Source organism: Couchioplanes azureus, from assembly GCF_014648355.1.
Taxonomy (GTDB): Bacteria; Actinomycetota; Actinomycetes; order Mycobacteriales; family Micromonosporaceae; genus Actinoplanes; species Actinoplanes azureus.
In genome coordinates this window covers 613,232-638,017 of the sequence record NZ_BMQY01000005.1, presented here as the reverse complement: position 1 = coordinate 638,017, position 24,786 = coordinate 613,232, and the positions used below count along the sequence as shown (strand labels likewise).

The 24,786-nt window shown below is 72.0% G+C and carries 21 protein-coding genes, 1 pseudogene and 2 riboswitches; of the genes and pseudogenes, 14 read left to right on the top strand and 8 right to left on the bottom strand.

The window, feature by feature from the left end:
* A pseudogene (locus IEY99_RS21560) lies at window positions 1-186 on the bottom strand (RNA polymerase sigma factor SigF); the annotation flags it as partial.
* Window positions 187-682: 496 nt separating this feature from the next.
* Between IEY99_RS21560 and IEY99_RS21555 the strand changes: the two are divergent.
* The 3 genes from IEY99_RS21555 (at window position 683) to IEY99_RS21545 (ending at window position 6,235) form a co-directional block, all read left to right on the top strand.
* Entirely contained in the window at window positions 683-1,486 is an 804-nt protein-coding gene (locus IEY99_RS21555) for an SDR family NAD(P)-dependent oxidoreductase (RefSeq protein ID WP_189205795.1), read from the top strand.
* A gap of 196 nt (window positions 1,487-1,682) precedes the next feature.
* On the top strand, window positions 1,683-4,646 hold the full coding sequence (locus IEY99_RS21550; protein WP_189205794.1) for a discoidin domain-containing protein: 2,964 nt from the start codon (window positions 1,683-1,685) through the stop codon (window positions 4,644-4,646).
* 55 nt (window positions 4,647-4,701) lie between these two features.
* Window positions 4,702-4,794, top strand: a riboswitch (ZMP/ZTP riboswitch).
* Window positions 4,795-4,813: 19 nt separating this feature from the next.
* Window positions 4,814-6,235: a glycine hydroxymethyltransferase gene (locus IEY99_RS21545; RefSeq protein WP_189205793.1), complete on the top strand. Its 1,422-nt coding sequence runs from the start codon at window positions 4,814-4,816 to the stop codon at window positions 6,233-6,235.
* Window positions 6,236-6,288: 53 nt separating this feature from the next.
* Here IEY99_RS21545 and IEY99_RS21540 read toward each other — a convergent pair whose 3' ends face one another.
* From IEY99_RS21540 to IEY99_RS21530, 3 genes are read right to left on the bottom strand one after another with little or no spacing between them, the layout of a single operon-like run.
* A complete protein-coding gene (locus IEY99_RS21540) occupies window positions 6,289-7,062 on the bottom strand; it encodes an ATP-binding cassette domain-containing protein (protein WP_189205792.1) in 774 nt (257 codons plus the stop codon).
* Window positions 7,059-8,111: an ABC transporter permease gene (locus IEY99_RS21535; RefSeq protein ID WP_229799034.1), complete on the bottom strand. Its 1,053-nt coding sequence runs from the start codon at window positions 8,109-8,111 to the stop codon at window positions 7,059-7,061. Before IEY99_RS21535 ends, IEY99_RS21540 begins: the two co-directional genes overlap by 4 nt.
* A complete protein-coding gene (locus IEY99_RS21530; protein ID WP_189205791.1) occupies window positions 8,084-9,136 on the bottom strand; it encodes a sugar ABC transporter substrate-binding protein in 1,053 nt (350 codons plus the stop codon). The genes IEY99_RS21535 and IEY99_RS21530 overlap by 28 nt, the downstream gene beginning before the upstream one ends.
* A gap of 139 nt (window positions 9,137-9,275) precedes the next feature.
* Between IEY99_RS21530 and IEY99_RS21525 the strand changes: the two genes are divergently transcribed.
* The 3 genes from IEY99_RS21525 (at window position 9,276) to IEY99_RS21515 (ending at window position 11,426) form a co-directional block, all read left to right on the top strand.
* On the top strand, window positions 9,276-10,262 hold the full coding sequence (locus tag IEY99_RS21525) for a LacI family DNA-binding transcriptional regulator (RefSeq protein ID WP_189205790.1): 987 nt from the start codon (window positions 9,276-9,278) through the stop codon (window positions 10,260-10,262).
* 128 nt (window positions 10,263-10,390) lie between these two features.
* Complete coding sequence (locus tag IEY99_RS21520; protein ID WP_189205789.1) at window positions 10,391-10,831, top strand: hypothetical protein; 441 nt, start codon at window positions 10,391-10,393, stop codon at window positions 10,829-10,831.
* A gap of 91 nt (window positions 10,832-10,922) precedes the next feature.
* The gene (locus IEY99_RS21515; protein ID WP_189205788.1) at window positions 10,923-11,426 is read left to right on the top strand and encodes a metallophosphoesterase family protein; all 504 of its coding nucleotides are present in this window, start codon (window positions 10,923-10,925) and stop codon (window positions 11,424-11,426) included.
* Between the two features lie 9 nt (window positions 11,427-11,435).
* Here the strand turns inward: IEY99_RS21515 and IEY99_RS21510 are convergent, their stop codons facing one another.
* Window positions 11,436-13,349, bottom strand: a complete 1,914-nt coding sequence (locus tag IEY99_RS21510; RefSeq protein WP_189205787.1) for a glycosyl hydrolase — start codon at window positions 13,347-13,349, stop codon at window positions 11,436-11,438.
* Between the two features lie 488 nt (window positions 13,350-13,837).
* On the opposite strand from IEY99_RS21510, the gene IEY99_RS21505 reads away from it, so the two are divergent.
* The 7 genes from IEY99_RS21505 (at window position 13,838) to IEY99_RS21475 (ending at window position 19,695) form a co-directional block, all read left to right on the top strand.
* Window positions 13,838-14,041 (top strand): hypothetical protein, encoded by a 204-nt coding sequence (locus IEY99_RS21505; RefSeq protein ID WP_229799032.1) that lies wholly within the window; start codon window positions 13,838-13,840, stop codon window positions 14,039-14,041.
* Window position 14,042: 1 nt separating this feature from the next.
* Window positions 14,043-14,780, top strand: coding sequence for a (Fe-S)-binding protein (locus IEY99_RS21500; RefSeq protein WP_189205786.1), 738 nt, complete (start codon window positions 14,043-14,045; stop codon window positions 14,778-14,780).
* A complete protein-coding gene (locus IEY99_RS21495) occupies window positions 14,777-16,195 on the top strand; it encodes a lactate utilization protein B (protein ID WP_189205785.1) in 1,419 nt (472 codons plus the stop codon). The genes IEY99_RS21500 and IEY99_RS21495 overlap by 4 nt, the downstream gene beginning before the upstream one ends.
* On the top strand, window positions 16,192-16,764 hold the full coding sequence (locus IEY99_RS21490) for a LutC/YkgG family protein (protein WP_189205784.1): 573 nt from the start codon (window positions 16,192-16,194) through the stop codon (window positions 16,762-16,764). Before IEY99_RS21495 ends, IEY99_RS21490 begins: the two co-directional genes overlap by 4 nt.
* 82 nt (window positions 16,765-16,846) lie before the next feature.
* A complete protein-coding gene (locus tag IEY99_RS21485) occupies window positions 16,847-17,182 on the top strand; it encodes an STAS domain-containing protein (protein WP_189205783.1) in 336 nt (111 codons plus the stop codon).
* A gap of 24 nt (window positions 17,183-17,206) precedes the next feature.
* Entirely contained in the window at window positions 17,207-18,103 is an 897-nt protein-coding gene (locus IEY99_RS21480; RefSeq protein WP_189205782.1) for an ABC transporter ATP-binding protein, read from the top strand.
* Window positions 18,100-19,695: an ABC transporter permease gene (locus IEY99_RS21475; protein WP_189205781.1), complete on the top strand. Its 1,596-nt coding sequence runs from the start codon at window positions 18,100-18,102 to the stop codon at window positions 19,693-19,695. The genes IEY99_RS21480 and IEY99_RS21475 overlap by 4 nt, the downstream gene beginning before the upstream one ends.
* 10 nt (window positions 19,696-19,705) lie before the next feature.
* On the opposite strand, the gene IEY99_RS21470 is transcribed toward IEY99_RS21475, so the two are convergent.
* The 3 genes from IEY99_RS21470 to ahcY form a co-directional block, all read right to left on the bottom strand.
* Window positions 19,706-20,203, bottom strand: coding sequence for a hypothetical protein (locus IEY99_RS21470; protein ID WP_189205780.1), 498 nt, complete (start codon window positions 20,201-20,203; stop codon window positions 19,706-19,708).
* The gene (locus IEY99_RS21465) at window positions 20,196-21,851 is read right to left on the bottom strand and encodes a Na+/H+ antiporter (protein ID WP_189205779.1); all 1,656 of its coding nucleotides are present in this window, start codon (window positions 21,849-21,851) and stop codon (window positions 20,196-20,198) included. Before IEY99_RS21465 ends, IEY99_RS21470 begins: the two co-directional genes overlap by 8 nt.
* A gap of 78 nt (window positions 21,852-21,929) precedes the next feature.
* The gene (ahcY, locus tag IEY99_RS21460) at window positions 21,930-23,390 is read right to left on the bottom strand and encodes an adenosylhomocysteinase (RefSeq protein WP_189205778.1); all 1,461 of its coding nucleotides are present in this window, start codon (window positions 23,388-23,390) and stop codon (window positions 21,930-21,932) included.
* A gap of 17 nt (window positions 23,391-23,407) precedes the next feature.
* Window positions 23,408-23,488: riboswitch (S-adenosyl-L-homocysteine riboswitch) on the bottom strand.
* Window positions 23,489-23,721: 233 nt separating this feature from the next.
* Between ahcY and IEY99_RS21455 the strand changes: the two genes are divergently transcribed.
* Entirely contained in the window at window positions 23,722-24,759 is a 1,038-nt protein-coding gene (locus IEY99_RS21455; protein WP_189205777.1) for a LacI family DNA-binding transcriptional regulator, read from the top strand.
* Window positions 24,760-24,786 lie beyond the last annotated feature (27 nt).

Below are 24,786 nucleotides of genomic sequence, written 5' to 3'. Positions count from 1 at the left end.
GCGGTGGGCGAGGTGGCGGGCCAGGGGCAGCCAGGCCTCGATCGCCCGGTCCCGCAGCGCGGCGCGGGAGGGGTGTCCGGCAGGCATGGCGGCCATCGCGTTGAGGAGATCGGCGGCGCTGTCCTGCGGCGCCTCGCTGATCGTGGTCGACGTCGTGGTCGACGGAGCCGACTGGGTCACAGTCATTCCGTGGTCCTCCCTGAACACCTGCGGGTGTCGCTATAGATCGGCGGGCACGGTGGTCGATGGAGACCTCCGTACCCGCGCACATGCTGACCGTTCGGTTACGACGACCTTAGCCGACCGGTCCAGCGAAGACTAGCCGAAAGTATGAGTCACTTTAGGTGAGTGACACCTGACTGGGTGGTACCCTGCCGCGTCTCAGGGCTCCAGCACGGCGGCCGGCACGTCGTCGACCTTGTCGAAGTCGATGACCTCGATGCCGTTGCGCCGGGCGCCGAGCCCGGTCACGAAGACCGAGCCGACATGAAGAGGTGGCGCTCGTCCGGGTGGCCCTCCGGCACCTTGTGCAGGTCGGAGGCGCAGATAGCGGTCGACGTCATGCCTTCCTCCGGATCTGTGGTGGCCCTCCGTCCCGATTGCCCGGTGCCGGGCCGGATATTCCCGGTTAGCCCCTCCGTCCGCGGGCACACCGAGGGGAGACGACGAGGAGGTCCATCTGATGACGACACCCACCGGCCGCGAGTTCGCGGTGGTCACCGGGGCGTCCAGCGGCATCGGCTACGAGCTGGCCCGGCAGTTCGCCGACCACGGCTACGACCTGCTGATCGCCGCCGAGGACGACGGCATCGAGCAGGCGGCCGCCAACCTGCGGCGCGACGGGCGGAGTCAGGTCACCGCCGTGCGGGCCGACCTGGCCAGCTTCGACGGCGTGGAGAAGCTGTACGCGGAGATCCGCGCGGCCGGCCGCCCGGTCGACGCCATCGCCCTCAACGCGGGGGTCGGCCAGGGTGGCGACTTCACCCGGGACACCGACCTGCGCGACGAACTGAACATCATCGACGTCAACGTCACCTCGACGGTGCACCTCGCCAAGCGGGTGCTCCCCGACATGGTCGCGCGCGGGGCGGGCAAGGTGCTGTTCACCTCGTCGGTCGCGGCCATGATGCCGGGGACCTACCAGGCCGTCTACAACGCGTCGAAGTCCTTCGTGCAGTCCTTCGCCGAGGCGCTGCGGGCCGAGCTGAAGGACACCGGTGTCACGGTCACCTCGCTGATGCCGGGCCCCACCGACACGAACTTCTTCGCCCGCGCCGACATGCTCGACACCCGGGTCGGGGCGAGTGAGAAGGACGATCCGGCGCTCGTGGCCGAACAGGGCTTCGAGGCGCTGATGAAGGGCGAGGAGAAGGTGGTCGCCGGCTCGCTGAAGACCCGGGCGCAGGGCGCCATGGCCAAGGTGATGCCGGACAGGGCCACCGCGGAGATGCACCGCCGCATGGCCGAACCCGGGTCGGCCAGATGACGTCGGCGTGCGGCGCACCCACCGGGGCGCCGGCCGGCGGGGCCATGCCGGGCCGGCGCCCCGCTGCGGGGATGGTACGGCCAGTCTCATCGATGCATTACTTAACAAGCAAGTAAAACTTCGAACCAGCGGATTTGACAGCCCTCGGCATCGAAGCGAATGGTAGGCAGGCCGTTCGTTCCGCCGGGGAGGCTCCGTGATCGCTCTGTCTCGCCGCCGGTTGCTGGCCCTGGCCGGGATCGGTGGCCTGACCGGTGCGGTCGCGCCGGCACCGGCGACGGCGGCGCCGGCCCGGGGCGGCGCCGTGGCGGCGACCTATCGGGAGCTGTTGCACCTGCACACCCGCTGGGTCGAGGAGCAGTGGGACCCCGCGATCAATGCGTACCGGGCGGCCGACTTCCGCTTCGCGGTCGTGCTGGGCAACGCCGTCCTGCTGGGCATGAAGGACTACGACTCCCGGCTCGCCGGCGTCGCTGCCGCGACCCTGCGCACCAGGACGGTGGCGACGATCAAGCGCTACGCCGCGGCCAACCGGTTCGCCGGCGGCACCGAGTGGGGACGCCGGCTCTCCGCGGACTCCACGATCGAGCTCTACTTCGTCCTCGCGGCGCGGCTGCTGTGGACCGATCTCGACCCGGCCACCCAGGGCAACGTGCAGCGCATCGCCGAGGGGCTGGCCGCGTACGCGTACCAGCTCAACGCCGGCGACGATCCGGCGAGCGACGACTGGGGCCCGCACGGCACCGACGGCGAGTGGCGGGGCGACACCAAGCTCGCGGAGATGGGCGTCTTGGCGCAGTCCCTCGCGCCCGGCATCGCGTGGACCGCCGACGCCGGATCCGCCGCGGCGTGGCGGGCGCGCCTGCGCTTCTGGGCCACCAACGCCAGCGCGCTGCCGGAGGCCGACCGGGCCAACCCGGCGGTGGTCGACGGCGAGCGGATCGACCGGCTCAGCAGCGCACACAACCTGCACGACACGTTCATCGTGGAGAAGAACAAGTCCGCCGACCCGCAGCACCAGGCCGAGCTGTGGCGTACGGCGGGCCGGGCCGCGATCCACTTCCTGGTCGCCGGCCGCCGGGTGCCCGAGGCGCTGACCCGCCAGCCCAACGGCGAGCAGCTCTGGCGCACCCTGCGGCTGCTGGCCAGCGACGCGGGCGAGCCGGTGCAGCCGATGGCCGCGGACCGCTACCACCTGTACGGCCGCGACGTGCTCCCGCTCGCGTTCCTCGCGCAGGTCCTGGGTGACCGGGACGCGGCGCGCGCCGAGGCGGACCTCGCCGAGCGCCTGCTGCCGTACGTGCGGTTCGCGCCCGCCTACCGGCTGACGAAGTTCGGCGGCGAGGAGAAACACGAGCCGGAGGCCCGGGCCGAGCTGGCCGTCGCGTATCTCTTCCACAAGCTGCGCGCCACGCCGGTGCCGCCGGTCACCCGGGAGCAGTTCTTCCGCCGCGCCGCGGGCACCCGCGACTTCGGCGGCGACGTCGGTCTCATCGCACACCAGTCGCCGGCCGCCTTCGCCGCGGCGGTCACCAAGCCGGGGTTCGTCGCGTTCCTCTGGCAGCCCAACCATGACAACTGGCTCGTCGACACGCGGGTCCCGGCGTTCCTGCCCGCCGATGTCACGCCCGCCAGCCATTGGACGAAGGCGTATCAGAGCAACCGCGACGGGGTCGACGCGACCGCGACCGTGCTCGCCGTGAACGGCGGCTATGCGGGCTTCACCACGCTGCCGACCGGCACCGTCGTCTACGCCAGCACCGGCCTGCCCGGCGAGGGTGGCCTCGCCCTGTTCACCCTCGCCATGCCGGGCGTCCCCGGGCTCGGCGGCGCGCGCACCTTCACCTTCGCCGGCGGCCGCGCCGAGCTGCCCGACGAGATGATCGGCGACATCACGTTCGCCCCGCGCAAGGCCCGGTTCGTGCGCATGCTCGGCCGCGAACCGGCCACCTCGGACGGCTACGCGCTCTGGTCCTTCGCGGTCCTCGACGTCGCCGGCGCCGACCTGGCCCAGGGGGCGATGCCGACCGCCTCCTCGAGCGACCCCTGGAGCCCCTCGCGCCACGCCACCGACGGCAATCCGCGCACCCGGTGGGCGGTCGCGCCCGAGGAGCGCGGCCGGGCCGACAGCTGGATCGCCGTGGACCTGGGTTCGGCGGTCCAGGTCGCCGGCGTCCGCATCGCCTGGGATGCCGCGTACGGCAAGCGGTTCGCCATCCAGACCTCGACCGACGGCACGACCTGGACCGACGCGGCCGAGGTGCCGCAGACCCGCACCGCGGCGCGCTGGGTCGGCATCGACGGGCGCGCCGGGATCGTGGCCCACGGCGGCGACGGGCGGATCACCGTGACGGCGGCCGAGGTCCGCGCGCCGGCGCCGCTCATCGAGGGGTACGCGGGCGGCCGCACGGACCTCGCCCGGGCCGCCGCCCGGGCGCTGCCGGTCGCCCGGGGGCTCTCGGTCAGCGACGCGGACGGGCATCTGAGCGTCTTCAACCTCTCGGCGGCGCCGGCCCGGGACGTGACCGTCCGCCTTTCCACCCGGCGCACGCTCTACCGCGGCGAGCAGGTGCTCACCAAGCGGGGAATGGAATGGACGGTCAGCCTGGAGGCCGGCACCGCCCGGGTGGAACCGCCGCGCTTCACCCTGGCCGGCGCGCCGCCGCCGGGCACCCGGTTTCTGGTCCGGGACTCGCACCACGTCACCGTCACCGCTCCGGCGAAGCGCCGGGCGGTGGTCACGCTGCGCCGCGGGTCCTGGTCGCAGACCGTACGCGTACCCGCCGGCAAGTCCCGCGGCGTGGCGGTGCCGGGCGCACCGGTGACCCCGACCGCCGACCTCGCCCGGGGCCGGACGACCTTCCCGACCTCGCCGCTGCCCGCGGGCATGACGTCCCCGGAGCGCGCCGTCGACGGCGACCCGGCGACGTCCTGGCGCCCGGGCGCCGCGGGGCGCATGGTGGTCGACCTCGGCACGGTGACCGCCGTCGCGAAGGTGCGGCTCACCTGGACGCGCGGCCGGCGGCGGCCGCACCGGCTGGAGGCCTCCGTGGACGGCCGAGTGTACGGCCCGCTGGGCGCCCGGGCGCGGTACGTGGCGGTCGTGGTCGAGGGCTGGCGGCCGGGCGACGCCGAGCTGGTGCACCTCACGATCACCTGAGCGGTAGCCCACAGTCCGCGGGATGTGACCTTCGTGCCGGTCGCCGGTATGCTCGTCGGCGGGCCGTGACTGGCGCGTTGAAGATGGATGACCATCGGGGAGCGGTCCCACCCACCCGGGGTGACCGCCGTGCGCCTGGGCCTCATCACCTGTGATAGGGAGGTCCGATGTCTGAGCTCAACGCCGAATCGACCGCTTTCCGCGCCGCGCTGGACGCCGTGCGCGCCGTCGAGCCCCGGATCGCCGACGCGATCGCCAAGGAGCTGCACGATCAGCGGGAGTCCCTCAAGCTGATCGCGTCCGAGAACTACGCGTCCCCCGCCGTGCTGCTGGCGATGGGCAACTGGCTCTCCGACAAGTACGCCGAGGGCACCATCGGCCGCCGCTTCTACGCCGGCTGCCAGAACGTCGACACCGTCGAGTCGGTCGCCGTCGAGCACGCCAAGGCGCTGTTCGGCGCGCCGTACGCGTACGTGCAGCCGCACTCCGGCATCGACGCCAACCTGGTCGCCTACTGGGCCGTGCTCGCCGACCGGGTCGAGGCCCCGGCGCTGGCGAAGGTGCAGAAGCGCAACGTCAACGACCTCACCGACGCCGAGTGGGCCGAGCTGCGCCAGGCCTTCGGCAACCAGCGGATGCTGGGCATGTCGCTCGACGCGGGCGGCCACCTCACCCACGGCTTCCGCCCCAACATCTCCGGCAAGATGTTCGACCAGCGCAGCTACGGCGTGGACCCGGCCACCGGCCAGATCGACTACGCCGCGCTGCGCGAGTCGGCGCGCGAGTTCCAGCCCCTGATCATCGTCGGCGGCTACTCGGCGTACCCCCGCAAGGTGAACTTCCGGATCATGCGCGAGATCGCCGACGAGGTGGGCGCGACCTTCATGGTCGACATGGCGCACTTCGCGGGCCTGGTCGCGGGCAAGGTCTTCACCGGCGACTTCAACCCGATCGAGCACGCCCACATCGTCACCACGACGACCCACAAGAGCCTGCGCGGGCCGCGCGGCGGCGCGGTCTTCTGCCAGCCGGAGCTCGCCGACCAGGTCGACCGCGGCTGCCCGATGGTCCTCGGCGGCCCGCTCGGCCACGTCATGGCGGCCAAGGCGATCGCCTTCGCCGAGGCCCGGCGTCCCGAGTTCGCCGACTACGCCCAGCGCATCGTCGCCAACAGCCAGGCGCTCGCCGAGGGCCTGATGAGGCGCGGCGCGACGGTGGTCAGCGGCGGCACCGACAACCACCTCGTGCTGGTCGACGTCGACAAGTACGGCCTGACCGGCCGACAGGCCGAGCAGGCGCTGCTGGACAGCGGCATCGTCACCAACCGCAACTCGATCCCGCAGGACCCGAACGGCGCCTGGTACACCTCCGGCATCCGGATCGGTACCCCGGCCCTGACCACCCGCGGCCTGGGCACGGCGGAGATGGATCAGATCGCCGAGCTGATGCACACGGTCCTGTCGCAGACGAAGGCGGGCGCGTCCAAGGCCAAGTTCGACCTGGACGCCGCCGTGGCGGACCGGGTGAGCAAGCAGGCCAGCGAGCTGCTCGCCGGCTTCCCGCTCTACCCCAGCGTCGACCTGGGCTGAGGAGCTCCGGCGGAACGGGCCCGGTGGGCGGGCCCGTTCCGTCCGGTTCCGGCTCAGGCCACCGGCGGTGGCGGCGGGACGGCGCCGGTCATGATGGCAACCGCCTCCGACATGGAGTGCGACTGCGGGCTGATCACCGTTGCCCGCCGGCCCAGGCGCTGGATGTGGATGCGGTCGGCCACCTCGAAGACGTGCGGCATGTTGTGGCTGATCAGGATCACCGGCAGGCCGCGGTCCCGGACGTCGCGGATCAGCTGCAGGACGCGGTTGCCCTCCTTGACGCCGAGCGCCGCCGTCGGCTCGTCGAGGATCACCACCTTGCTGCCGAAGGCGGCCGACCGCGCGACCGCCACGGCCTGGCGCTGACCGCCGGAGAGCGACTCCACCGCCTGGCCGATGTTCTGCAGGGTGCCGATGCCCAGCTCCGACATGTGCCGGCGGGCCTCCGAGCGCATGTGCCCGCGGTCGAGCATCCGGAAGACGGTGCCGAGCGGGCCGGTGCGGCGCTGCTCGCGCCCGAGGAACAGGTTGTCGGCGATGTCGAGGCCCGGCGCGACGGCCAGGGTCTGGTACACGGTCTCGATGCCGGCCTCGCGCGCCTCCATCGGGTTGCGGAAGTGCACCCGCTCCCCGTCGAGGTAGATCTCGCCGCTGTCCGGGATCAGCGCCCCGGACAGCGCCTTGATCAGGCTCGACTTGCCGGCGCCGTTGTCGCCGATCACCGCGAGGATCTCGCCGGGGTAGAGCTCGAGATCGCCGCTCTCGATCGCCGTGACCCGGCCGTATCGCTTGGTCAGACCGCGGGCCTGGAGAACCGGGGTCGTCACGTCTTCACCTTCCTGATCCACTGGTCGAGGGAGACCGCGACGAGGACCAGCAGGCCGATGGCGAAGCCCTGCCACACCACCTCGACGCCGGCGAGCTGGAGGCCGTTGCGGAAGACGCCCACGATCAGGGCGCCGATCAGGGTGCCGAGCACGCCGCCCCGGCCGCCGAAGAGGCTCGTGCCGCCGAGCACGACGGCGGTGATGGAGTCGAGGTTGTAGTCGACGCCGACGTTGGGGCTGGCCGACGCCAACCGGCCGATGAGGATCCAGCCGCCGATCGCGTAGAGCAGGCCCGCGGTCGTGTAGACCGAGAAGAGCACCCGGTTGGTGCGGATGCCCGCCAGCCGGGCGGCCTCGATGTCGTCGCCCGTCGCGTACACGTGCTTGCCCCAGGCGGTGGAGCGCAGCGCGTAGAAGAAGTACGCGAAGAGCGCGAGCATGATGATCGATCCGTACGTCAGCCGGAAGTCGCCGATCGGGATCGTGGTGCCCGTCCAGGTCATGACCGACGGCATGTCCGAGCCGCGGACCGTCTCGCTCTTGGAGACCACGGAGTTGAGCGAGAAGAAGATCGTCAGGGTGCCGAGCGTGACGATGAACGGGGGCAGCTTGAGCCGGGTCACCAGGATGCCGTTGAGGGCGCCCATGGCCGTGCCGCACGCGAAGCCCAGCAGCAGCGCCGGCAGCCCGGGCATACCGAGGTCGGTGCAGAAGCTCGCCATCAGCACCGACGAGAAGACCGCGATGGCGCCGGCGGCCAGGTCGATGCCCGCGGTGAGGATCACCAGTGTCTGGCCGAGGGCGAGCGTCGCGATGACGGTCACCTGGGCCAGCACCAGCGACAGGTTGGCGGCCGAGAAGAACCGCGTGTTGACGAGCGAGAAGGCGATGATCGCGACGATCAGGACGGCGAGCGGGCCGAGGACCGGGTTGCCGTGCAGGACGTGCTGGATGCGCAGGCCGAGCGACTCGTGCCGGCTGACGTCGAAGTCGTGGGCGCTGTCGGTGGCGGTCGTCATGGTCAGCCCCAGCAGTTCTGCTTGCCCCACGCGGAGTCCTTGGCCTCCACGCCGGGCTGCGGGTCGTCGGTGATCAACTGGGCGCCGGTGTCGACGAAGTCCTTGCCCTCGGTGGCCTGGGGCTTGGTGCCGTCCTTGGCGAACGCGGTCACGGCCTCGACGCCCAGCGCCGCCATCTTCAGCGGGAACTGCATGGAGGTCGCGCCGATGACACCCTTCGCGACGTTGTCGACGCCGGGGCAACCGCCGTCGACCGAGACGATGGTGACGTCCTTGTCCTTGCCGGCGGCCTTCAGCGCCTGGTACGCCCCGGCCGCCGCGGGCTCGTTGATCGTGTAGACCAGGTTGATCGACGGGTCCTTCTGCAGCAGGTTCTCCATGGCCGTACGCCCGCCGTCCTCGGCGCCGTCGGTCACGTCGTGGCCGACGATCCGCGGGTCGGTCTCGTCGCCGATCCGGTTGGCGTCGCCGACCGGGATGCCGAAGCCGTCGAGGAAGCCCTGGTCGCGCTGGACGTCGACGGACACCTGGTTGGCGTTGAGGTCGAGCAGGGCGATCTTCGCCGGCGTGCCGCCGGCGTCGAACTTGGCCTTGGCCCACTGCCCGATGAGCTTGCCGGCCTGGTAGTTGTCGGTGGCGAAGGTGGCGTCGACGGCGCTGGCCGGATCGGTGGGGGTGTCCAGGGCGACGACGAGCATGCCCTGCTGCCGGGCCCGGTCGATGGAGGGGACGATCGCCTTGGAGTCGTTCGGGGTGATGAGGAAGCCCTTGGCCCCCGACGACATGAGGTTCTCGATGGCCTGCACCTGGGCCTCGTTGTCGCCGTCCTGCTTGCCGGCGAACGACTGGAGCTTCACGCCCTGCTGCGTCGCGGCCTGCTTCGCGCCCTCCTTCATCTTGACGAAGAAGGGGTTGGTGTCGGTCTTGGTGATGAGGCCGACGATGTCGTCCCCACCCGATCCCCCGTCGCCGCCACAGGCCGCCGTGCCGAGCAGCAGGGTCACGGCGGCCACCGCGGGTGTGAGGCGTCTCTTGATCAGCGATGAGCCACGCATGTCTCCTCCAAATCGATTTAGCAGGAGTCGAGAGACAACGTTGTCTTGCAGTAGACGACTCGGGGCATCGACTGTCAACAATTAGTGCTCGGATCGTTGCCTTGGGTGATCAATTGGGGGAGAGATGGGGCGGCCCACGATGAACGACGTCGCCCGCCGTGCGGGCGTCAGCCTCAAGACCGTGTCCCGCGTCGTCAACGGCGAGACCACGGTGGATCCGGCCCTGGCCGCCCGCGTCCGGGCCGCCGTCGCCGCGCTCGGCTACCGCCCCAACCTCGGGGCGAGCCTGCTGCGCCGCAACGACCGGCGGACCGGGACGATCGGCCTGCTGCTCGACGACTCCGGAGACCCGTTCTCGGCGCTCCTGCACCGCGCGGTCGAGGACGAGGCCCGTGCCCGCGGGGTGGACGTCCTGACCGGCAGCCTGGACGACGACCCGGTCCGGGAACAGGAGCTCGCCACCGCCTTCGCCCGCCGCCACGCCGACGGACTCATCCTCGCCCCGGTCGCCCCGGACCAGGGCTACCTCGCCCGCGAGCTGCACCCCGGCACGCCGGTGGTGTTCGTGCACCGCCCGGCCGCCGGTTACCGGGCGGACACCGTCCTGGCCACCGACCGCTCCGGTGCCGCGGCGGCCACCCGGCACCTGCTCGACCACGGGCATCGCCGGATCGCCTTCCTGGGCGCCGCGCCCCGGATCGCCACCGCCCGCAGCCGCCGCCAGGGCTACCGGGACGCGATGCGCGAGGCCGGCCTGCCGACCTGCGAGGCGGTCGCCCGGGAGTCCCGCTCGCCCGCGGTCACCGCGGCACTGTTGGCGCTCGCGGAACCCCCGACCGCACTGTTCGCCGCGCAGCGCCGGCTCACCGTCGGTGCCCTGCGGGCGCTGCGCCGCGCGGGCCTGCACCGGCGGGTCGCCCTGGTCGGCTTCGACGACCTGCCCCTCGCCGACCTGCTGGAGCCGGCGCTCACGGTGGTCGCCGAGGAACCGGCCGTCATGGGCCGCGCGGCGGCCTGCGCGCTCTTCGAACGCATCGAGGGTCATAATGGAGAACCCCGCGAGATCGCCATTCCCACGACCTTGACGGCCCGCGGTTCGGGCGAACTGCGCCCGGTGGGCGAATAGTCGCCCCTTCAAGATCGACATCCTGGAAGCTTCGAGGTTCCGCCCTCTCGCCGAGCCCGCATATGGTCCAGCGCGTTCCATCGGGAACCACCTGAACAAGAAGTGCTATTTCGAGACGGGGAACTGTCATGCGCACATCTCTACGGGCCCTGTCGGTGCTCGCCGCCACCGCCGTTGCGACCGGCCTGGCGGCGGCTCCGGCCCAGGCGGCTACCTCCTGGGGCCCCACCCCCGACGGCGTGGGACAGGTCTGGTACAACGCCGGAACCCACAACATGCAGAAGGGCCGCAACTCCTTCACCGTCAAGGACAACCGCGGCGGGGACGGCTGGAAGACCTTCGTCTACTACGAGATCTACAACAGCCGTACGCCGACCGGGACCGGTGGCTACAACTACTCCAACCTCTTCACCAAGGGCTGGGTCGTCGCCGAGGACGGCACCGAGGTGTCCCGCTCCGTGCTCGGCGGCACCACGCCGACCAGCTACATCCGGTGGGTGCCGGCCAAGAAGCGAGTGAGCAACGGCGAGGAGAAGTACGGCTCCTACCAGCACGACACCGTCTGGTGACCTGCCCGGACGTGCCGTGCCACCGCTGACGTGGCGCAGAAGCCCCACTCCGATCGGAGTGGGGCTTCTGCTCTGGCCATAGAGTGACCGGATGCGGCTGGTCCTGACGACCGACACCCACGTCCCCAAGCGCGCCCGCGACCTGCCGGCGCAGCTCTGGGCGGCCATCGACGCGGCCGACGTCGTGGTGCACGCGGGCGACTGGGTGGACGAGGCGACCTTGGACGCCCTGGCGGCACGCGCGAGGCGCCTGATCGCCTGCTACGGCAACAACGACGGCCCGGCGCTGCGCGCCCGCCTCCCGGAGATCGCCCGGGCGACCCTCGACGGCGTCCGGTTGGCGGTGATCCACGAGACCGGCGAGGCGAAGGGGCGCGAGCCGCGCTGTGCGGCGGCCTTCCCGGACACCGACGTCCTGGTCTTCGGCCACTCCCACATCCCCTGGGACACCACCGCCGCAAGCGGGCTGCGGCTGCTCAACCCGGGCAGCCCCACCGACCGCCGCCGCCAGCCGCACTGCACCTACATGACCGCGGAGATCGCCGGCGGCCGCCTCGGCGACGTGCTCCTCCACCGTCTCCCGCCCCGGGCGTGACGGGCCGGATCAGTCGAGAGCCACCGTGTCCAGGAAGATGGCCGCCGTCTCCGTGCTGCCCGGCGCGGGCGTGTAGGCGACTCCGATCTCGGAGACCTGGTCGAGGTCGGGCAACCTCGACAGATCGATCGTGAGGGTGGCGGGTGCGGTGCCGATCGGGGTCGCTCCGCCGTCGTACCAGGCTCGGGTCGCTCCCGTGCGGACGTACACCTTGGCCGTCATGGGGGCGAAGGTGCCGGCGGCGTGCCGGACGGTGACGGACAACCGGCGGTGGCCGCGGAGATCGCGGGGCTGGGCGTTGCTCAGGTAGGTCTCACCCGGGGTCAGGTTCACGTGTGCCTTGAGGCTGCGTTGCCCGGTGGCCGCCCAGTCGGTGACCGACCAGGGGGCGCCGTCGTCGTCGCCGCCGGACCAGCCGGCCGGGCCCAGCTCGAAGTCGTCCGTGATGCGGTCGGCGCCGAGGTCGTCGACATAGACCGCGGAGCCTCCGGTGCTCCCGGGCGCCGGGGCGAACGCCACGCCGATCTCCCGGACGTCGCCGAGGTCGGGCACCGCCGCAAGCGGCAGAGCCAGCCGGGTGGTCCCGGTGCCGATGGCGGTGGCGCCGCCGTCGTACCAGGTCTGATCCGGTCCGGTACGGACATAGAGCTTGGCGGTCATCGGCGCGGCGTAGGTGCCCCAGTCGGCGTGCCGGACGGAGACCCGCAGCGCCGACCGGCCACGGAGGTCGCGGGCGGCTATCCGGTTCAGGAACGCCTCACCTCGCGACAGGTCGACGTCCGCCTTCAGGGAGTGGCTGCCGGTGGCCTTCCACTCCTGCACCGGCCAGGGGCCGCCGGCGACGTTGAATCCGGTCCACCCGGCGACGTCTCCGTCGAAGTCCGTCGCCAGGGCTTCGGTGGACATGTCGATCTCACCGTGGTTCACCACCCACGGGTGGTTCATCAGCCCGGTGGCGTTGAGATTCTCTTCCGGACCGAGGTCCTTGTTCCAGGCGAGGAAGTACGCGGTGCGCGGGAACTTCGCCGCGATGGCGGCGATCCACCGCTGATAGTCGAACCGGTGGATAGTGGCTCGCTTGGGGTTGTTGTCCGGGCCGATCTCGGTGAAGGCGAACGGCTTGCCGAGCCGCAGCAGCTCGGTGTATCCCTTCGTCGCGCCGGGATCGTCGAGGTACGCGTCCAGGCCGACGATGTCGGCGTATCCGGCGCCGGGGTAGTAGTCGGTGTACCGGCCCACGCCGTGGTTGGTGGAGTAGACCCAGATCAGGTTGTCGAGACCCTGGCGGGACAGGTAGTCATGGGTGCGCCGCCACAGGTCGGTGAACACCGCGGCCTTCTGGTCGCCCCACCAGAACCAGTCGCCGTTCATCTCGTGGAAGGGCCGGAACAGTACGGGAACCCCGGCGTCGCGTAGCTCCCGCAGCCCGGCCGCCACCTGCGGCAGGTAGCCGGGACTCGCGGCATCGCCGATCCAGTCCCGGTACGCCGCGGTCCCCGGCTTCCACAGGTCGGCCAGCGCGACGGTGTCGTCGACGTCGTTCCCGGGCGTGCCGGGGGCCGGGAAGTGCGCGCTCACCGTGGCGAGCCCGCCGCTGCGCCAATGCCGGATGAGGGTGGCGTTGCAGCCGTGGTCCATGTGGCGCTTCTGCCCCTTGAGCAGTGACGCGTAGTCGCATCCCAGCAGCCCGGGGTTCTGGCCGGTGACCCGCCGGATCGTCTGGGCGCCGTCGAGGCTGTACTCCTCGCCGAAATGCCCGAAGCTTCCGGAGACGACCCTGTCCCGCGTGCCGCTGGGCAGGTCGGTCAGATAGCGCAACACGGCACGGGCCGCGCCGGACGGCGGTGGCGCCGCCGCTTCGGCCGTGCCGGGTGCGGACAGCGCCGCAGGTATCACCCCCAGCACGGCCAGAGCTGCGGTCAACCATCGGTGGTGCCTGCGCATAGATGTCCCCCGTTGTCGTGTGGAGGTGACACTCTAGGCGCCCCAGCCTGCCTGTTCGCCATCGGCCCGGGCCGCGATGATCTTCTCCTGGTAGCCGCCGCGTCCAGCTCGCCGCCTCGCGCCGTTCCGCGCCGCCGAGGAGAAGTCCCCACGTGGCGAGCCCCCGGGAGCGGGGCAGCGTCACGTTGCGGGCGATCGACAGCTGCATGACCAGACAGCCCGGTGAGGGCGACGATCTCCCCGGCCCGGACGCTGACGCGCCGACGTCGCGGAAGACCCCTTCCCGGCTCAGCCCCTCGACCTCCGGCACGGTCGCGCCGATGGTGGCTTTCCGCTCGGGGTAGAGCGTGCATCCATGAAACGTTTCAGATGCGGAGAGCAGGCTTCCGGCTCGGCCTCGACATCGCCGCCGTGCAGCGGGCGCCGGGCTGCTGCGCGCGGCGGCCGCGGCCCCCGCGTTCGCGGCCGTGGTGGACTGCCCGTCCTGGCCGGGGCCGGTGGAGGCGACCGCACTCGGCAACGTGCTGGTGCGGGCCCGGGCGGCGGGTGCCGTCGGCGGCGACCTCCCGGCGCTGCGGGCCCAGTTGCGGCAGACTCAGCGCATCGTGCGCCACGACCCGCGCGGCGACGGGGCCGCGTGGCGGGCGGTCGAGCGAGAGGTGGGAGGTTGACGTGCGGATCGCCTTGTTCGTCACCTGCCTGGCCGACACCCTGTTCCCCGCGGCGGCCAAGGCCACCGTCCGGCTGCTGGAACGGCTCGGGCACGAGGTGGTCTTCCCGCCCGGACAGACCTGCTGCGGGCAGATGCACATCAACACCGGCTACCAGCGGGACGCGCTCGCGCTGGTACGCCGGCATGTGCGCACCTTCGCACCGTACGAGGCGGTGGTCGCGCCCTCGGCCTCCTGCGTGGGGTCGGTGCGCCACCAGCACGCGGACGTCGCCCGGGCGGCGGGGGAACGGTCGCTGGCGGCCCGGGCCGAGGACGTGGCGGCGCGGACGTACGAGCTCTCCGAGCTGCTCGTCGACGTGCTCGGGGTCGAGGACGTCGGCGCCTGCTACCCGCATCGGGTCACCTACCACCCCACGTGCCACTCGCTGCGGATGATCCGGGTCGGGGACAAGCCGCTGCGGCTGCTGCGCCAGGTGCGCGGACTGGAACTGGTCGACCTGCCCGCGGCCGAGCAGTGCTGCGGGTTCGGCGGCACCTTCGCGCTGAAGAACGCGGACACCTCGGCCGCGATGCTCGCCGACAAGATGCACCACATCCTGGACACCGGCGCGGAATTCTGCACCGCCGGCGACGCGTCCTGCCTCATGCACATCGGCGGCGGACTGTCCCGCCTCGCAGCCCCGGTGTCCACGGTCCATCTTGCCGAGATCCTGGCCACGACCGAGGGGGAGACATGAGCCGGACCTTCCTCGGGATGCCCGCGACGGCCCCGCGCGGGGTGGGCCGGTTGCGCGGCGACGAGCCGTTCCCGGCGGCCGCGCGCAAGGCGCTGAGGGACGACCAGCTGCGCCGCAACCTGAGCCACGCGACCAGCACCATCCGGCGCAAGTCCGGTGCGGTCGTCGCCGAGCTGCCCGACTGGCAGGAGCTGCGGGACGCCGGCGCCGCACTGAAGGCGGCGACGCTCGCCCGCCTGCCCGAGCTGCTCGAACGCCTGGAGGAGAAGGTGACGGCGGCGGGCGGCGTGGTGCACTGGGCGGCGGACGCCCACGAGGCGAACCGGATCGTCACCGACCTCGTGCGGGCCACCGGTCACGACCGCGTCATCAAGGTCAAGTCCATGGCGACCCAGGAGATCGGTCTCGACGAGGCCCTCGAGGCGGCCGGGATCGCGCCGGTCGAGACGGACCTCGCCGAGCTGATCGTCCAGCTCGGACACGACCGGCCGAGCCACATCCTGGTGCCGGCGATCCACCGCAACCGGGCCGAGATCCGCGAGATCTTTCTCCGCGAGATGCCGGGTGTCGACCCGGGGTTGACCGACGACCCGGCGGCGCTGGCCGCGGCGGCCCGCCGCTATCTGCGGGAGACCTTCCTGAGCACCCCGGTCGCCGTGTCCGGCGCCAACTTCGCGGTTGCCGAGACGGGGACGCTGGTGGTGCTGGAGTCCGAGGGCAACGGCCGGATGTGCCTGACCCTGCCCGAGACGCTGATCACCGTCATGGGCATCGAGAAGGTGGTGCCCGCCTGGCGCGACCTGGAGGTGTTCCTGCAACTGCTGCCGCGGGCGTCGACCGGGGAGCGGATGAACCCGTACACGTCGATGTGGACCGGGGTGACGCCCGGCGACGGGCCGCAGAGCTTCCACCTGGTGCTGCTGGACAACGGGCGCACGGCCGTGCTCGCCGACGAGGTGGGACGGCAGGCGCTGCACTGCATCCGCTGCTCCGCCTGCCTGAACGTCTGCCCGGTGTACGAGCGGACCGGCGGGCACGCGTACGGGTCGGTGTACCCGGGACCCATCGGCGCGGTGCTGTCCCCGCAGCTCACCGGCGTGGAGGACAACGCCTCGCTGCCGTACGCCTCCACTCTCTGCGGCGCCTGCCTGGACGCCTGCCCGGTGCGGATCGACATCCCGTCCCTCCTGGTGCACCTGCGGAACCGGACTCCCCACCCGCGGGCCGAACGGGTGGCGATGGCCGCGGCGGCGTACACCATGGACCGTCCGGCCCTGTACGCCCGCGCCCAGCGGGCGGCGAAGCTGAGCGGGCGCCTGACCCGCCTGCCCCCGCCCCTGAGCGGCTGGACCGCGAGCCGCGACCTTCCGGATCCGCCGTCCGAGACGTTCCGGGAATGGTGGGCGCGGCGATGAGCAGTCGTGACCTGGTCCTCGCCCGGATCCGGGCGGCGCTCGGCGAGACCGCGGTGCCGCCGGTGCCGCGGGCCTACCGTCCCGCCGGGAGTTCCGGGGCCGGCCTGGATCTGCTGGTGGACCGGCTGACCGACTACCGGGCGGTGGTCCACCGCGATGGCGACGTGGCGGCCGTCGTCGCGTCGTTGGATCCGGGACGCCTCGTGGTCCCGCCGGGGATCGACCGCTCGTGGCTGCCCGCCGGCGCCCGGGTGGTCGAGGACGAGCACGACGCCGACGCGGTGCTCACCGCGGCTGCCGTGGCGGTGGCCGAGACCGGCACGATCGTCCTCGACGGCTCGCCGGACCAGGGCCGCCGGGCCCTGTCGCTCCTGCCCGATCTGCACATCTGCGTCGTCCGCCCGGACCAGGTCGTCGGGGGCGTACCCGACGCCCTGGCCCGCCTCGACCCGGCGCGGCCCCTCACCTGGATCAGCGGCCCCTCGGCCACCAGCGACATCGAGCTCACCCGGGTCGAAGGAGTGCACGGGCCGCGCAACTTGCACGTTGTCATCCCGGTGGAACGCTGAGCGCATGTCGTCCGCTTCATTGGGTGTGACCATGCCGTCACTGCCGCTAGGCTGTCGGTCGACCCCTCACCGGGAGGCCACGATGATCGACCGCCTGACCAGCGATCCGCTCGTCGCGCTGCAGACCCCGCTGACCGTCACCACGACGGTGGAGACGGGTGAGTACGCCCGCCTGCGCTGTGCCGGAGAGATCGACCAGTCCTCCGCGCCGGCGTTCGCGGCCGCCCTCGACGCCGCCGTGCCCGGTCGCCGCCTCGTCGAGGTCGACCTGTCCGCCGTCACCTTCATGGATTCGTCGGGCATCAACACCCTCGTCCGGCACCGCCGGGACGGATGCGAGCTGGTGGTGGTCGAGGTCCCGCCGAACATCCGCCGGGTGCTGGAGATCACCGCCCTGGACCAGATCTTCTGCCGTTGACCCGTACCCCCGGGAGGCAGCACCATGATCGAGGCGATCAGTGTCACCGGGCTTACCAAGAGCTTCGGGCGTACCCGGGCCCTCGACGGCCTCGACCTGCACGTCCGGGCGGGCGAGGTGCACGGCTTCCTGGGTCCCAACGGGGCCGGCAAGACCACGACCATCCGCATCCTGCTCGGGTTGATGCGCGCCGACGGCGGCACCGCCCGGTTGCTCGGCGGCGACCCCTGGTCCGGCGCGACCGCGTTGCACCGGCGGCTGGCGTACGTGCCGGGCGACGTCACGCTCTGGCCCACCCTCTCCGGCGGCGAGGTCATCGACCTGCTCGGCCGGCTGCGCGGCGGCGTCGACCGCCGGCGCCGCGACGAGCTGCTGGAACGCTTCGACCTCGACCCGCGCAAGAAGGGCCGCACCTACTCCAAGGGCAACCGGCAGAAGGTCGCCCTGGTCGCCGCGCTCGCCTCCGATGTGGAGCTGCTCATCCTCGACGAACCGACCTCCGGCCTGGACCCGCTCATGGAGGAGGTGTTCCGGCAGGTCGTCCGGGAGGAGCACCGGCGCGGGGACCGGACGGTGCTGCTGTCCAGCCACATCCTCGGCGAGGTGGAGGCGCTCTGCGACCGGGTGACCATCATCCGGCAGGGACGCACCGTCGAGTCCGGCACCCTGGCCGAGCTGCGCCACCTCACCCGGACGACCATCGAGGCGGAGCTCGCCGGGCCCGTCGACGGCCTCGCGGCGCTGCCCGGCGTGCACGGCCTGCGCGTCGACGACCACCGGGTGCGCTTCGACGTGGACGTCGACGCGCTCCAGCCCGCCCTGCGCCGGCTCGTCGACGGCGGCGTCCGCGCGCTGACCAGCCATCCGCCGACGCTGGAGGAGCTCTTCCTCCGGCAGTACCAGCAGGGCCCGGCCCGGTGACCGGCACCGGTCGCCTCGTCCGGCTGATCCTGCGGCGCGACCGGGTGCTGCTGCCGTTGTGGGTGGTCGTCCTCGCGCTCGTGCCGGCCGGTTACGTCGGCTCCTTCCGCGAGCTCTTCCCCACCGAGGCGGAGCGTCTCCAGTACGCCACGGTCAGCGCCGGCAACGCGGGTTTCGTCGCGCTCTACGGGCCGCTGCACGGCAGCAGCCTCGGCGAGCTGGTGGCCTGGCGCGGCGGCTTCCTGCCCGTGATGATCGCCCTGTTCAGCCTGCTCACCGTCGTCCGGCACACCCGTGCGGACGAGGAGGCGGGGCGTACGGAGCTGATCGGCGCGGGCGTGGTCGGCCGGCGCGCCGGGCTGGCGGCGGCCCTGACCGTCACCCTCGGCGCCACCGTCGTGCTCGCGCTGATCCTCGCCCCGGCCATGATCTCGCAGGGGCTGCCCGTCGCCGGGTCCGTGCTGCTGGCCGCGGAGTACGCCCTCGCCGGCTGGGTGTTCGCCGCGGCGGGTGCCGTCGCCGCCCAGCTTGCCGCCGGGGCCCGTACCGCCCGGGCCATCGCGGTCGTCGCGCTCGGGGCCGCGTACGCGCTGCGCCTCGCCGGGGACGTCAGCGGCGCCGGCGGCGGTCCCGTCTCCTGGCTGGCCTGGCTGTCGCCGATCGGGTGGGTACAGCGGATGTTCCCGTACGGCGAGAACCGCTGGTGGCCCGGCGCCCTGGTGCTCGTCCTCACCGCCGGCCTGGTCGCGACCGCGGCCGTCCTGGCAGCCCGGCGCGACGTCGGCGCCGGCCTGGTGGCGCCCCGGCCCGGCCCCGCCGCCGCGGCACCCGGCCTGCGCACCCCCGTGGCGCTCGCCTGGCGGTTGCACCGGGGACCGCTGGCGGGCTGGATCGCCGGCTTCGCGGCCCTGGGGCTGGTCTTCGGCGGGGTCGTCCGGAGCGTCGCGGACCTCACCTCCGGCAATCCCGCTCTGGCCCGCATCTTCGCGCGGATGGGCGGATCCTCCGGCGCGACCGACAGCTTCCTCGCCGGGACGACCGGGCTGATGGGGGTGATCGCGGCCGCGTGTGCGGTGCAGGCCACCCTGCGCCTGCGCGACGAGGAGACCGCCGGGCACGCCGAGCTCGTCCTGGCCACCGGGTCCGGCCGGCTGCGCTGGATCGGCAGCCACCTGCTCTTCGCGCTGGCCGGTCCGGCCCTCGCGCTGGCGGTGGGCGGCGCGGTGTGCGGGCTCGTGGCGGGCCTGACGCTGCACGACAGCGGCCAGTTCACCCGCGTCCTGGGCGGGATGCTCGCGCAGCTCCCCGCGGTCGCCGTGCTCGGCGCGCTGACCGTGCTGCTCTTCGGCGTCGTGCCCCGGGCGGCCCCGGCGGCGTGGGCCGCGGTCGCGGGCTGCGTCCTGCTCCTGATGACCGGCGCGACTCTCGGCCTGAGTCAGTGGGTCATGGATCTCTCGCCGTTCACCCACGTCCCGCACCTGCCCGGGGGCGAGCCGTCGGCCACGCCGTTCGTGATCCTGACCGCGGTCGCGGTGGTGTTCGCCGGGGCCGGGCTGGCCGGCGCCCGGCGCCGCGACATCCCGGCGACGTAGCGGAGCCGGGTCAGCCGACCGGGATCTCGACGGCCCGGACGTCGCCGACGTCGGCGATGCGCCACAGGTCGCGTTCGTCGCCCAGCGAGATGCCGTCGACGTTGGCCGGGTCGACGACCAGGCTGGTGCCGTCGTCCAGGCTGAAGGAGAGGCCGCGTACCCGTCCGGTGGTGGGGAACTCGTCGTCGATGTAAAGGGTCACCGACTTGCATTCCAGCGCTCGGCGGGAACTGAGGTACAAACCGGTCATATCGACCAGAACGCCGCGCAACTGATCCTCTTCGGCCAGCTCGGGATGCACGGTGGGCTCGGCGGCGTGGCCGATCTGGATCCACTGGCCGACCTGGGTGACGGACAGGTCGAGGTAGCCGGGCCCCGGCGCGCCGATGAAGATCTGCTTGCCGTAGAGCACCACCCGCTCGGGCGAGCTGCTCAGGTCGCCGTAGCCGGCGGCCAACAGCTCCTCGAAGCGGTGACACTGGCGGAAAAGGCGGATCAACTCATCCATGGCGCGGCCGATCGGGTAGTAGGCGTTCTTCGTGGTCGAGTTCGCGTTCCAGGACCCTCATGCTCTCGTCCGAGAGCCGGCCGGCGTCGCGCCAGCGCAGCAGTTCCTCGCGCTGAGCGTCGATCACCGAGCGGCGTACCCGCAGGGCGGCCTCGTACTGCGGTGAGACCGGCACCTCGTTCGAGTCTGCCTGATCGAGGAGGTCCAGGCGGCGCCGATAGCGTTCCAGGCGGGATTCGAGTTGCTTGCGCATCGTCTCGATCGCCGGGACCTCGACGTGGTCGGGCCGCTGGTGCTGGATCTCGTCCAGCCGGTCGAGGGCGGCCTGTACGGAGGCCGAACGGGCCTCGTTGCGCAGCCGGGCGTTGTCCGTCTCGTTGGCCTTCAGCCCCAGCATCCGCATCAGCGGCGCGAACGTGACGCCCTGGCCGACCAGCGTGACCAGCACGACTATAAATGCGCAGAACAGGAGCAAATCCAGCACGGGGAACGGCCGGCCGTCCTCGGTGCTGGCCGGAATGGTGAAGACGGCCGCCAAGGTGATCACCCCGCGGGTGCCCGCCCAGCTCAGCGCGGTGATCTCCCGGCCGTCGAGGCGGCGCTCCCGGCGGCTGGCGGCCTCCTTCGACCAGGGGTCGCCGCCGAGGCGGGCGTGCATCGAGCGGGGCAGCACCTGCGTCAGCATCAGGAACAACGGCCGCACCAGCAGCACCACGCCGACCGAGACCGAGACGGCGATGACGATCGTCGACGTCGAGTACGCCGACAAACCGTCGATCACCCACGGCAGCTGCTGGCCGATGAGCAGGAAGACCAGGCCCTCGAGCAGGAAGTCGACCAGCCGCCAGACCGCGCTGACCTGCAGGCGGCTCGCGCCCGAGGCGATCCGGGGAGCGTCGTGGCCGACGATCAGGCCGGCGACCACGACCGCCAGCACGCCGGACACGTGCACCTGCTCGGCCAGCAGATAGGCGACGAACGGCGTCGCCAGGGACACGGCGTTGGCGATCAGCGGATCGTGCTGCAGCGGCCGGGCGGCCCGGACCGCGTACGCGACCACCATGCCCGCCACCACGCCGCCGGACGCGGAGATGACGAACTCACCCACCGCGGCGGGAAACGAGAACGTCTCGCCGACCGCGGCGGACACGGCCACGCTGAGCAGGGTGAGCGCGGTCGCGTCGTTGAGCAGGCCCTCACCCTGCACCAGGGTGACGATGTTGCGGGGCAGGCCGACCCGCTTGCCGACCGCGAGCGCCGCGACCGGGTCCGGCGGGGCGACCGCCGCACCCAGCGCGACGCCGGCGGCCAGCGTCGCGCCGGCCACGAAGAAGTGGAAGCCCACGCCGACGAGCAGGGCGGTCAGCAGGACCAGAACCACGGACAGGCTGATGACCGTACGCAGGTTGCGCCGGATGTCGATCAGGGACGAGTCCAGGGCCGCCTTGTAGAGCAGGGGCGGCAGCACCAGCGTCAGCACGAGGTGCGGATCGAGCCCGATGTTCGGTCCCGGCAGGACGGCGTACACGATGCCGATGACGGTCAGCAGCGCGGCCGCGGGCAGTCCCGTGCGGTCGGCGAACCAGCGAACCGCGACGATGACCGCCACGCTCGCCAGGATGAACAGCAGGCTGATCTCCACACTCACCCGGACAGTCTCCCGGACGGTGGATCACCGCGCGCGTCGGTTCCCAGGGCCGCCGGCGACCCTGGGAACCCGCGTGGATCAGTAGCGGTAGTGGTCGGGCTTGTACGGTCCCTCGACCGGCACGCCCAGGTACTCCGCCTGCTTCTTGGTCAGCTCGGTGAGCCGGACGCCGAGCGCGTCCAGGTGCAGCCGGGCGACCTTCTCGTCCAGGTGCTTCGGCAGCACGTAGACCTGGTTGTCGTACTCGCCGGGCTTGGTCCAGAGCTCGATCTGCGCGATCACCTGGTTGGTGAACGAGTTCGACATGACGAAGCTCGGGTGGCCGGTGGCGTTGCCCAGGTTCATCAGGCGGCCCTCGGAGAGCACGATGACCGCGTGCCCGTCCGGGAAGCGCCACTCGTGGACCTGCGGCTTGACCTCGACCTTCTCGATGCCCGGCACCTTGGCGAGGCCGGCCATGTCGATCTCGTCGTCGAAGTGGCCGACGTTGCCCACGATCGCGTTGTGCTTCATCGCGGCCATGTGCTCGACCGTGATGATCTCGGTGCCACCGGTCGTGGTGATGAAGATGTCCGCCTCGGAGACCACGTCCTCCATGCGGACGACCTGCATGCCGTCCATCGCCGCCTGCAGCGCGCAGATCGGGTCGATCTCGGTCACCACGACCCGGGCGCCCTGGCCGCGGAGCGTCTCGGCCGAGCCCTTGCCCACGTCGCCGTAGCCGCAGACCACGGCCAGCTTGCCGCCGAGCATGACGTCGGTGGCCCGGTTGAGGCCGTCGACCAGCGAGTGGCGGATGCCGTACTTGTTGTCGAACTTGCTCTTGGTGACCGAGTCGTTGACGTTGATCGCCGGGAAGAGCAGGTCGCCGGTCTTGGCGAACTTGTAGAGGCGGGCCACGCCGGTGGTGGTCTCCTCGGTGACGCCGCGGATCTCGGCAGCGATCTTGGTGAACCGCTGGCCGTCCGACGCCAGGCTGCGGCGCAGCGTGTCGAGGATGATCGTGTACTCGTGGTTGTCCTCGGCGGTGGTCGCGGGGACCGCGCCGGCCTTCTCGAACTCGACGCCCTTGTGCACCAGCAGGGTGGCGTCGCCGCCATCGTCGAGGATCATGTTCGGGCCGAGGCCGTCACCGAAGTCGAACAGCTGCTCGGTGCACCACCAGTACTCCTCGAGCGTCTCGCCCTTCCAGGCGAAGACCGGGGTGCCGGACGGGGCCTCGACCGTGCCCTCCGGGCCGACGACGATCGCCGCGGCGGCCTCGTCCTGGGTCGAGAAGATGTTGCAGGAGACCCAGCGCACCTGCGCACCGAGCGCGACCAGCGTCTCGATGAGCACGGCGGTCTGGATGGTCATGTGCAGCGAGCCGGCGATCCGCGCGCCGCGCAGCGGCTGCGCGTCCTTGAACTCCTCGCGGATCGACATGAGGCCGGGCATCTCGTGCTCGGCAAGGCGCATCTGGTGCCGGCCGAAGGCGGCCAGCGACAGGTCGGCCACGGCGAAGTCGATGCCGTTGAGCTTCTGGAGACGTGGTGACATGGGAAGGGCACCCCCCTCTTCAGGAGGCGCCCTTGCGACAGTGGCCCGCGGGCCGAGCGTGGCGGATCCGGAGATCCGTCGCAGCGCCTCTCGGCACGGGGCAGCGCCTCGTCGGGCGCTCTTCCACCATAACGTCGCTTGCCCAAGATCGGGAATCCCGCTTGGCCTTCGACCCCGTTATCCAGGACCTTTGCGGCCATGTGACGCGCGCCACTGGCCGGCCCGCCGGCCCGCCCGGCTCCGGTTCGCCGATCTTCGTGGCATCAGGCCGGCGGTGGAAAAGCCATCAAAACACCTTGAAAAGGCATCAAATACCCATCATTGTGTACGCGTGAAGCACCCGTACCGCATCCGCGAGATCGCCGCCCAGTCCGGCCTCAGCGAGGCCACTGTGGACCGTGTGCTGCACCGGCGCGGCGGCGTGCGCGCGAGCACGGTCCGTGAGGTGGAGCAGGCGATCGCCGACCTCGACCGGCAGCAGTCCCAGCTGCGCATCGGCGGGCGTACCTTCATGGTGGACGTCGTCGTGCAGGCACCGGCCCGGTTCTCCACGGCCGTGCGCCACGCGCTGGAGGCAGAACTGCCCGCGATGCGGCCGGCCGTCATCCGGTCCCGGTTCCACTTCCTCGACAGCGCCGGCGCGGGCGACCTGGCGGCACTGCTCGAGAAGATCGGTCGCACCAAGTCGCACGGCGTCATCCTCAAGGCCCCGGACGTCCCGGAGGTCGTCGCCGCCGTCGCCCGCCTGGCCCAGCAGGGAATCCCGGTGGTGACCCTGGTGACGGACCTGCCCACCAGTGCGCGGGCCGCGTACGTCGGCATCGACAACCGGGCGGCCGGTGCCACAGCGGCGTACCTGGTGCAGGAATGGCTCGCCGACCGCGCCGGGGACGTCCTCGTGGTGCGCGGCCACGGATCCTTCCGCGGCGAGGACGAGCGGGAGATGGGCTTCCGCGCCGAGATGCGCGCCGGCGCCGCGAGCCGGCGCCTGCTGGAGGTCGTCGACGAGGAGGACCGTGCGGACGCGGTCCACATCGGAACCCGCGAGGTGCTGACCGCCAACCCGGCGGTCCGCGCGGTCTACTCGCTGTACGCGGGCGCCGGCGGCAACGCGGCCGTGATCGACGCCTTCGACCGGGAGAAGCGGCGCTACGACGTCTTCGTCGCCCACGACCTCGACGGGGAGAACACCGTCCTGCTGCGGGAGCGGCGGTTGTCCGCGGTCCTGCACCACGACCTGCGCCACGATCTGCGCCGGGCGTGCCACGTGGTCATGCAGGCGCAGGGGGCGCTGCCGGGTCCCGTCCGGTCCACGCCCTCGGCGATCCAGGTGATCACACCCCACAACACGCCCCCGGCGGAGCTCTGACCTCCCCGTCGTGGGGTGGGCTTCGGC

What these genes read in the sequence shown, in the direction of transcription:
- IEY99_RS21555 (WP_189205795.1), top strand. Translation starts at nt 683, where the DNA reads ATGACGACACCCACCGGCCGCGAGTTCGCGGTGGTCACCGGGGCGTCC.
- IEY99_RS21545 (WP_189205793.1), top strand. Translation starts at nt 4,814, where the DNA reads ATGTCTGAGCTCAACGCCGAATCGACCGCTTTCCGCGCCGCGCTGGAC.
- IEY99_RS21530 (WP_189205791.1), bottom strand. Translation starts at nt 9,136, where the DNA reads ATGCGTGGCTCATCGCTGATCAAGAGACGCCTCACACCCGCGGTGGCC.
- IEY99_RS21525 (WP_189205790.1), top strand. Translation starts at nt 9,276, where the DNA reads ATGAACGACGTCGCCCGCCGTGCGGGCGTCAGCCTCAAGACCGTGTCC.
- IEY99_RS21520 (WP_189205789.1), top strand. Translation starts at nt 10,391, where the DNA reads ATGCGCACATCTCTACGGGCCCTGTCGGTGCTCGCCGCCACCGCCGTT.
- IEY99_RS21515 (WP_189205788.1), top strand. Translation starts at nt 10,923, where the DNA reads ATGCGGCTGGTCCTGACGACCGACACCCACGTCCCCAAGCGCGCCCGC.
- IEY99_RS21495 (WP_189205785.1), top strand. Translation starts at nt 14,777, where the DNA reads ATGAGCCGGACCTTCCTCGGGATGCCCGCGACGGCCCCGCGCGGGGTG.
- IEY99_RS21490 (WP_189205784.1), top strand. Translation starts at nt 16,192, where the DNA reads ATGAGCAGTCGTGACCTGGTCCTCGCCCGGATCCGGGCGGCGCTCGGC.
- IEY99_RS21485 (WP_189205783.1), top strand. Translation starts at nt 16,847, where the DNA reads ATGATCGACCGCCTGACCAGCGATCCGCTCGTCGCGCTGCAGACCCCG.
- IEY99_RS21480 (WP_189205782.1), top strand. Translation starts at nt 17,207, where the DNA reads ATGATCGAGGCGATCAGTGTCACCGGGCTTACCAAGAGCTTCGGGCGT.
- IEY99_RS21470 (WP_189205780.1), bottom strand. Translation starts at nt 20,203, where the DNA reads ATGGATGAGTTGATCCGCCTTTTCCGCCAGTGTCACCGCTTCGAGGAG.
- ahcY (WP_189205778.1), bottom strand. Translation starts at nt 23,390, where the DNA reads ATGTCACCACGTCTCCAGAAGCTCAACGGCATCGACTTCGCCGTGGCC.